This window comes from Fluviicola sp. (assembly GCF_030151805.1).
Lineage (GTDB): Bacteria > Bacteroidota > Bacteroidia > Flavobacteriales_D > Crocinitomicaceae > Fluviicola.
In genome coordinates this window covers 1-7,575 of record NZ_JASLCN010000196.1, presented here as the reverse complement: position 1 = coordinate 7,575, position 7,575 = coordinate 1, and the positions used below count along the sequence as shown (strand labels likewise).

The 7,575-nt window shown below is 42.4% G+C and carries 7 protein-coding genes; 4 read left to right on the top strand and 3 right to left on the bottom strand.

The window, feature by feature from the left end:
* Positions 1-527 precede the first annotated feature (527 nt).
* From holA to Q1V93_RS07365, 3 genes are read left to right on the top strand one after another with little or no spacing between them, the layout of a single operon-like run.
* Positions 528-1,526, top strand: coding sequence for a DNA polymerase III subunit delta (gene holA, locus Q1V93_RS07375; protein WP_300663301.1), 999 nt, complete (start codon positions 528-530; stop codon positions 1,524-1,526).
* The gene (locus Q1V93_RS07370) at positions 1,526-2,206 is read left to right on the top strand and encodes an RsmE family RNA methyltransferase (RefSeq protein WP_300663299.1); all 681 of its coding nucleotides are present in this window, start codon (positions 1,526-1,528) and stop codon (positions 2,204-2,206) included. The genes holA and Q1V93_RS07370 overlap by 1 nt, the downstream gene beginning before the upstream one ends.
* Positions 2,207-2,210: 4 nt before the next feature.
* A complete protein-coding gene (locus Q1V93_RS07365) occupies positions 2,211-2,867 on the top strand; it encodes a DUF4159 domain-containing protein (RefSeq protein ID WP_300663297.1) in 657 nt (218 codons plus the stop codon).
* Between the two features lie 82 nt (positions 2,868-2,949).
* On the opposite strand, the gene Q1V93_RS07360 is transcribed toward Q1V93_RS07365, so the two are convergent.
* Both Q1V93_RS07360 and Q1V93_RS07355 read right to left on the bottom strand, forming a co-directional pair.
* Positions 2,950-5,100 (bottom strand): PKD domain-containing protein, encoded by a 2,151-nt coding sequence (locus Q1V93_RS07360; protein WP_300663295.1) that lies wholly within the window; start codon positions 5,098-5,100, stop codon positions 2,950-2,952.
* A 1-nt stretch (position 5,101) separates the two neighbouring features.
* A complete protein-coding gene (locus tag Q1V93_RS07355) occupies positions 5,102-5,416 on the bottom strand; it encodes a hypothetical protein (RefSeq protein WP_300663293.1) in 315 nt (104 codons plus the stop codon).
* Between the two features lie 355 nt (positions 5,417-5,771).
* On the opposite strand from Q1V93_RS07355, the gene Q1V93_RS07350 reads away from it, so the two are divergent.
* Positions 5,772-6,020 (top strand): GlsB/YeaQ/YmgE family stress response membrane protein, encoded by a 249-nt coding sequence (locus Q1V93_RS07350; RefSeq protein WP_300663291.1) that lies wholly within the window; start codon positions 5,772-5,774, stop codon positions 6,018-6,020.
* A gap of 124 nt (positions 6,021-6,144) precedes the next feature.
* On the opposite strand, the gene argS is transcribed toward Q1V93_RS07350, so the two are convergent.
* Positions 6,145-7,575, bottom strand: a 1,431-nt coding sequence (argS, locus tag Q1V93_RS07345) for an arginine--tRNA ligase (RefSeq protein WP_300663289.1), incomplete at its 5' end; no start/stop codon positions are given.

Below are 7,575 nucleotides of genomic sequence, written 5' to 3'. Positions count from 1 at the left end.
GAGTTTTGAATGCTTTCGCGTAATGCGGCGTAGTTTACAGGTTTTCGAGTACGGCCTAGCCTTTTTGTTTACTTTTTTGGCAATGAAAAAAGTAAGAGAAATTAGGCAATGGTGCAAGATTTGCCATGTAATGGGAAATCGCCCTCCAAAGGAGAAGGATAAGTGAATCCCAAGGGAATACTCTTTTTACGATACAATACTGTAACCCAAAACAACCTTCCCCAAAGCCAAATTCAGGTTGTAGGAAGATACTGTATGGATACTGTATAGGTAGAGTATGGGTTAAGTATAGATACAGTATTAAAATGTTATAAGTTTAACATGCGGTTTTACTGAGTTTCCCGCGAATTTAAGCTCAAAAAAGCCGTTTTCAAGTCTTAACTCCCGACTCACCAAATCTGGACTCGGTTTCTCAAAAATGTAAAATGCATAATTCGTAATTCGGCTTTCGTAATTGATATTTCCTATCTCAACAATTATCTTACCATAATTCGTAATTCGTAATTCGTAATTTGTAATTTTGGTAAATGGATTACAAAGCGCTTCTCAAGGACATTAAAAACGGCTCGTTTCAGCCTTTGTATGTGCTACATGGCGAAGAACCCTATTTCATAGATGTGCTTGCAGACGCGATTATTGAAAACGCAGTAGACGAATCGGAGAAAGATTTCAACCTGGCGGTTTATTACGGCAGAGATATCGATGTGATGACCTTAATGAGCGAAGCACGCAGTTTTCCGTTCATGGGAACACGAAAAGTAGTCGTGATTCGCGAAGCGCAGGATCTCAAAGACTTGTACGAGTTGGAGAAATTGCTCCCGAATTTGGTAGAAACCAACATCCTTGTGTTGTGCCATAAATACAAAGCACTCGACGGGAAACGAAAATTCACCAAAGACCTTGCGAAATACGGAGTCAACTTCAAATCAGAGAAAGTCAAAGACTACAACCTGACCGAATGGATCGCAACCTATGTTCGCTCCGAAGGCTATGAGATTACCTCGAAAGCAGCAGCATTGCTGGGAGAGTTTTTAGGAAACGATCTGTCGCGAATTGTAAACGAACTCGATAAACTGGCAATTGTTCTTGAAAAAGGAACCAAAATTTCCGATATTCACATTGAAGAAAACATCGGGATTTCGAAAGATTACAACGTGTTTGAACTCGTCAATGCCATAGCAGTCAGAGACTCGCTGAAAGCCATGCAGATTGCCGATTATTTTGAGAAAAACCCGAAAGATCATTCGATTATTGTCGTGATTCCGTCCGTATTTAAACTTTTCACAAACATGATGCGTGTTCATTTCGCACCGAATAAAAGCCCGGATGCGATTGCCTCTTCCGTAGGTTTGCATCCGTATGTGGCCAAAGAATTGGTCCGCAACAGCCCGAATTATCCACCCAAGATTTTAGCAAGAAACGTAGAAATTCTTCATAATTACGACCTGAAAGCCAAAGGAGTAGGAAACAGCTCTACCTCCGACGGACAATTGCTGAAAGAAATGTTGGTTCAAATACTCAATTAATGAGACGCTTTTTTCTCTTACAAATCCCTGATTCGGAAACATTTCACCTTCCGGAAGAAGAATCCAAACATATTGTACGTGTTTTGCGTTATGAAAACGGAGACCAGTTGTTACTTTTGGATGGAAAGGGCTTGATTGTAACGGCAGAAGTTACGGATGCGCATCCGAAGAAATGTTTGGTAAAAGTAGTTTCGAAAGAACTCAAAAAACGACCGGAATCCGGATTTCACCTGGCAATTGCCCCGACTAAAAACCTGGATCGGATGGAGTGGATGGTAGAAAAAATCGTGGAAGTCGGAGCAACGAAAATTTCCTTTTTGAATTGCGAGCGGTCTGAGCGCGTACAATTGAAACCGGATCGTCTGCAGCGGGTTGCTATTTCTGCAATGAAGCAGGCGCAGCACGATTTTTTATTAGAAATAGAAGAACTTCAGAATTTTGGAGATTTTGTTCAGAAAAACCCAAACGGAGGAATCGCTCATTGCATGGACGGAGACAAAAAATCCGTCAATCAATTGACTAATCATTCGCGCATTTTGATTGGTCCGGAAGGCGACTTTAGCGAAAAGGAAGTGGAGCTGGCTTTGAAACATGGCTACGAAGCCGTACATTTGGGAGAATCACGCCTCAGAACCGAAACCGCCGGAATGGTAGCTTGTGTTTTGGCAATTAATAGTTAATGGAATGAAAACAGCCCTTATTGTTTTTTCGTGCTTGCTAAGTGTTGCTTCGATCGCACAGGGAAGCTATCAAATCGCCTTTTTGAAATACAGTGGCGGTGGAGATTATTATGCCAATCCTACGGCTTTGCCAAACCTGGCTCAGTTTTGCAACACGAATTTAGGAACAACTATTTCAAAAGAAACCCCATATGTGGACGTCGGAAGCCCGGAATTGAGTCTGTATCCGTTTATACACATGACCGGGCACGGAAATGTGGTTTTCTCATTAACAGAAGCTGAAAACCTGCGCAATTATTTGTTGGGAGGCGGATTTCTGCACATTGATGACAACTACGGGATGGATAAATTCATTCGCGAAGAACTGAAGAAAGTATTCCCGAATAATTCACTGGTAGAACTTCCGTTCTCACACCCTGTTTTTCACCAGAAATTCGATTTCAACGGCGGCTTGCCAAAGATTCACGAACACGACGGAAAACGCCCGCAGGCATTCGGAATTATCATCGAAGGAAGACTGGTTCTGATCTATACCGTAGAAACCGATTTAAGTGACGGCTGGGAAGATCAGGCGGTTCACAACGACCCGGAAGAAAAGCGCAAACAAGCACTTCAAATGGGAGCAAATATCCTGATGTATGCCTTTTTGGGAGGGAAATAACAAGGTGTTTAGGGCAAAAACAGCCCGCAATACCTGGAATATCACAAGCTGTTATTTTTAGAAAAATAAGCTTCAGATTGTCTTAGCGTAAAAGTGCGACGTGTCCTGAAACCGACTGCCTTTTAGTGGTTCTCATCGGTTGAAACTCCATTTTCCAGGAATAAATTCCTTCTTTGGCGACTTTTCCTCTATACGTTCCGTCCCAGCCTACTTGCGGATTGTTTGATTCGAACACCACCTCGCCCCAGCGGTTAAAAATGATCAGATGATAATTTTGCTGATCAATTCCCCTGCTGAATACGGGTATAAATTGTTGGTTGAATTCATCACCGTCTGGTGTAAATGCATTGGGGATGTAAAATGCCGGATCCTCCTTGACTATTACTGTTACATGCGCTGTATCGGAACATCCGTCATCGGAAATTACAATTAATTCAATGATGTATGATCCTTCCCGATCATCCGGAAAGGTATGTTTGGGAATAACCTCGGAAGATTGGGTGCTGTCACCGAAATCCCAGTAAAAAGTAGTTGCATTCACCGAATGATTGACCATTTGTGAAACGGGTTCGTCGGTGGAGAGAATCCTCGGAGAAGGAGTAAAAGACGCAACAGGAATCGGGTGGACACACACCAGATCCGTTTTTGTAAGCGTTCGTTCACAGATGCCGGATTGGTCCTTCACTGTAAGTGAAATGTCAAAACAGATTCCCTGGTTAAATGTATGACTCACCTGTCCGCAATTAGCTGAAGTCGTTCCGTCTCCAAAATTCCAGACGCAATTCGTTTCGTTACTTTGGTGGGTGAACGTGACTTTGAGCGGTGCACAGCCTTGCGTAACATCTACTGAGAATGAAGGCTCCGGGACTTCCGGAAGAAATTGTACGGCAATGGGTGTGCCCAGATCGTAACAAGGCACAGCTGTTTCGCTATGGCTCAGAACACTATCGGACATGTTATAAACCGTTACCGGAACAAAGAATACGGTATTGTTAGTGAATACGCCAGGATGATTGATAATCCAGCTTTGGTCGTTCATTTCCGACAAGTTGTTAAAGCTTATGAAATCTAACTGTCCGTTTGTTTTCGAAACCAGGCAGGGATCGTTCACCAGGTTTTGAGTAGAATCAGGAATGAGTCCCACAGATGGCGGACAGGAATATACCAGCCAGCCGATTCCGGGATTGTAAGCAGGTCCAACAGGATTCAATACTTCCTGGGGAGCAATCATAGTACCATTCGGAACAGCACTGAATGTGTCACCAAAACAGAGCACGACAGGATTGTTGTTTTGATTTTGGCCGTTTTTAGTGATTGTAAAGGTTCCGATGTTCGCTTTACAGCCGCAATCAGGGGCATCGTACTCGAACGTCGTGATGCATGTCGGATCATCCGAAAAACGAACTGTAATGGTGGATACCGCACCATCTCCGGGAATACCCGGAATAGAGAAATTCTGGAAGCTGCTATCCGTAAATGGAAGGTTGAATGTCTGTGTAAAAGTGGTTGTACCGTTATTGATTTCGACAATTAAACTTCCTGTTCCGGGATGATCATGGTATTGAAAACTTCCGGAGGCGGTGTAAGTGTTTGCTGCGTTACAAGTGCTGACATTCAATGAAAGATCTATAATGTCACAAGGAGTCAAAATACTGCAGTCTGTTGCCCCGGTGCCACTAATCTGATTGGCAAAAATATCTGTAGGGTCTCCGGAATAATTGGTAATTAAAAGCATGTAAAACTGTCCTGCAACTGCATTTGGAATGTTTACTTCCTCAAAAGCTTGTTGATCAAAGCTACAATCAACAATATTTCCGCAAGGATATATATATGGTCCGGAAGACAGAGGAGCATCAGGGGTTACAGTGATGTTGTCAACAGCCGGGCAATTTAGATTGGCCGGACCAACTGTAATACCGGGACAAGCTTGCTCAAGGGTGTTAAATGGGCCCCAGCAGATAAAATCGACGTCTACGATATTGGAATTGGTGAGTGCAATATTGATGCTGCCGCTGGTACCTATTTTTAAGAAATACCAGGCCGGATTGGGAACATTTCCCAGGCAACCGTAGTGAGGTCCCACAGAAGCTATTGTATTGGTTGATGCCGGGAAAGTAGCACCCTGCTGTGTACAGAAAGGTTCCGCATTGGAACAATCCGCGCCCTGGGCAAATCCTGAATGAGTATGAAACAACAAAAAAACTGCGAACAGAAAAAAATGAATGACTTTCATATCAATGTGATTCTTGTTGTTTTTCTCTTTGAATCAATGCTTCTTTGCGAGCCAGGTATTTCGCACGATAACTTGCCATCTTATCAAACCAGCCATCAGCCTGCGCACGTTCAGACATGCTTTGATCCGAGCGTATGTAAGCTACTTTCTGATCAATGGCCTCAAGCATCGCATCACAATGTGTAATCGTTTCTCCTGCTAATGAATCCGATGCATTTGAATGTGTAGAAGTCTGTACTTTGCGTAGTTGAACCGGCCTTGACCCACCAGTATGTTGATTATTCATTGTTTGAGCCTGTGTTTGCGATGCACCCATTAAGAATAAAAAGAAAAGAACTGAAATTCTCATAATCTATCTTCGTAGTAATTTATGCGATAAAGACGTGTTGTCTTGTAGAATAGTTGTTTGTATTTGAATGATGTGACCTCTTGTGTCGTGAAATGGTTGTTTGAACGATTGTAATGTCTGTTTGAACGGATGAACGGCGTAGGGATTTCGTGTCCTGCTTTCTTTCTTTTAAGATGTTGAAAGATGATTTTTTAGTATTAGGAAGGAAAATGATGGAAGTAATTTTCCACCTGTTAAGGAAAGCTAAAAGAAAAAAAAGGATTTTTAATCCTGATTCATTTTTGTTAAATTACCCTTGATTATATTTAAAAAAATCGGGGTTATGAGTTGGATATTAGCATTAGTTATCGGAGGTGTTGCCGGCTGGCTCGCAGGCGCAATCATGGATAGTTCCAGAGGTGGTATATTTTTCAATATCGTACTCGGAATTTTGGGAGGTGTTGTCGGAACCTGGTTGTTCGGGCTGCTCCACATTTTTACATCAGGAAGTATTTGGAGTGTTCTGTTGACCGCAACTGTCGGAGCAATAGTCATTATAGTCATTGCCAGATTGTTTACCGGCAAAGTTTAAAAACCAGTCGGGGCGAATCATTTTCGCCCCGACTGGTTTGTTATTTATGAAAATCTAATTCGTATCCCGATAGCTATCGGGACGGCATTCGTAATTTGTAATTTGAACAAGCAAAGCTTATTCACTACATTCTATTTGGAACTTCAATTCCTAATAGCAGCATCGAACTTTTAATCACTTTTGCCACATTTTGACTTAAAGTCAAACGCAATGCTTTTTGTTTCTCATCCGTTTCACTCAAAATCATCACGTTTTGGTAGAACTGATTGAACAATTTTACCAACTCGTAAGTATAATTCGCAATGGCTGACGGAGCATATTCCTTAGCTGCTTCTTCAATGATTGCCGGGTATAAAACCAATTGTTTGATGATGTCTTTTTCAGCATCACCCAGTTCCGTATCTGCATCCATTTTGAATGCATGAGCTTTTCCAAGCAATGACTGAATACGTGCATGGGCATATTGAATGAACGGACCTGTGTGGCCATTCAATTCAATCGACTCAGCCGGATTGAACATCATTCGTTTTTTCGGATCAACCTTCAGCAAGTAATATTTCAAACCGCCCATCCCGATGGTTTTGTACAATTTCTCACGATCTGCTTCACTCATTCCATCCAAATGACCTCTTTCTGCTGTCATTTCCTGTGCGCTTTCGATCACTTCATCCATCAGATCGTCCGCGTCAACAACCGTTCCTTCACGGGATTTCATTTTTCCGGTCGGTAAATCCACCATTCCGTAAGACAGGTGGAAGCAGGATTTTGCCCAGGAATAACCCAGTTTGTCCAAAATAAGAAACAACACTTTGAAGTGATAATCTTGTTCGTTTCCAACGGTGTAAATGATTCCCGTTAATCCCGGATAATCGTTGAAACGATCTACGGCAGTTCCCAAATCCTGCGTCATGTAAACGGATGTTCCGTCAGAACGCAGAAGGAGTTTGTGATCCAATCCATCTCCGGTCAGATCAATCCAAACCGATCCGTCTTCTTTTTGATAGAAAACACCTTTTTCCAATCCTTCCGTTACCAGGTCTTTCCCAAGAATAAAGGTGTCGGATTCATAATACAACCGATCGAACTCAACGCCCATCTTTTTGTACGTTTCATCGAATCCGCTGTAAACCCAGCCATTCATGGTCGTCCAAAGTAAAAATACTTCCGGATCTCTTCCTTCCCAGCGAACAAGCAAATCTTTCGCTTCTCTCAGGATAGCAGTTTCATTTTTTGCCAGTTCTTTGATCTTATCATCCAAACCTGCAATGGCTTTTTCGTCTTTTCCGGTCTTGGCGTCCGTAAATTCCTGGTATTTGGTAATCGTAGTTTCCGGAAAACCGTCAAACCGACCTGCATTCCATTGTGCGATGATTTCTTTCGCTTCTGCATTGAAATGCTTGTCGAATTCCACGTAGTATTTTCCAACCAGTTTATCGCCTTTCATTCCGGTGTTGTCCGGATTTTCACGTTCTCCCTTTGCATTTAAAGGGGAGAATTTCTGCCAGGCAAGCATGCTTTTGCAAATGTGAATTCCACGGTCGTTAATGATTTGTGT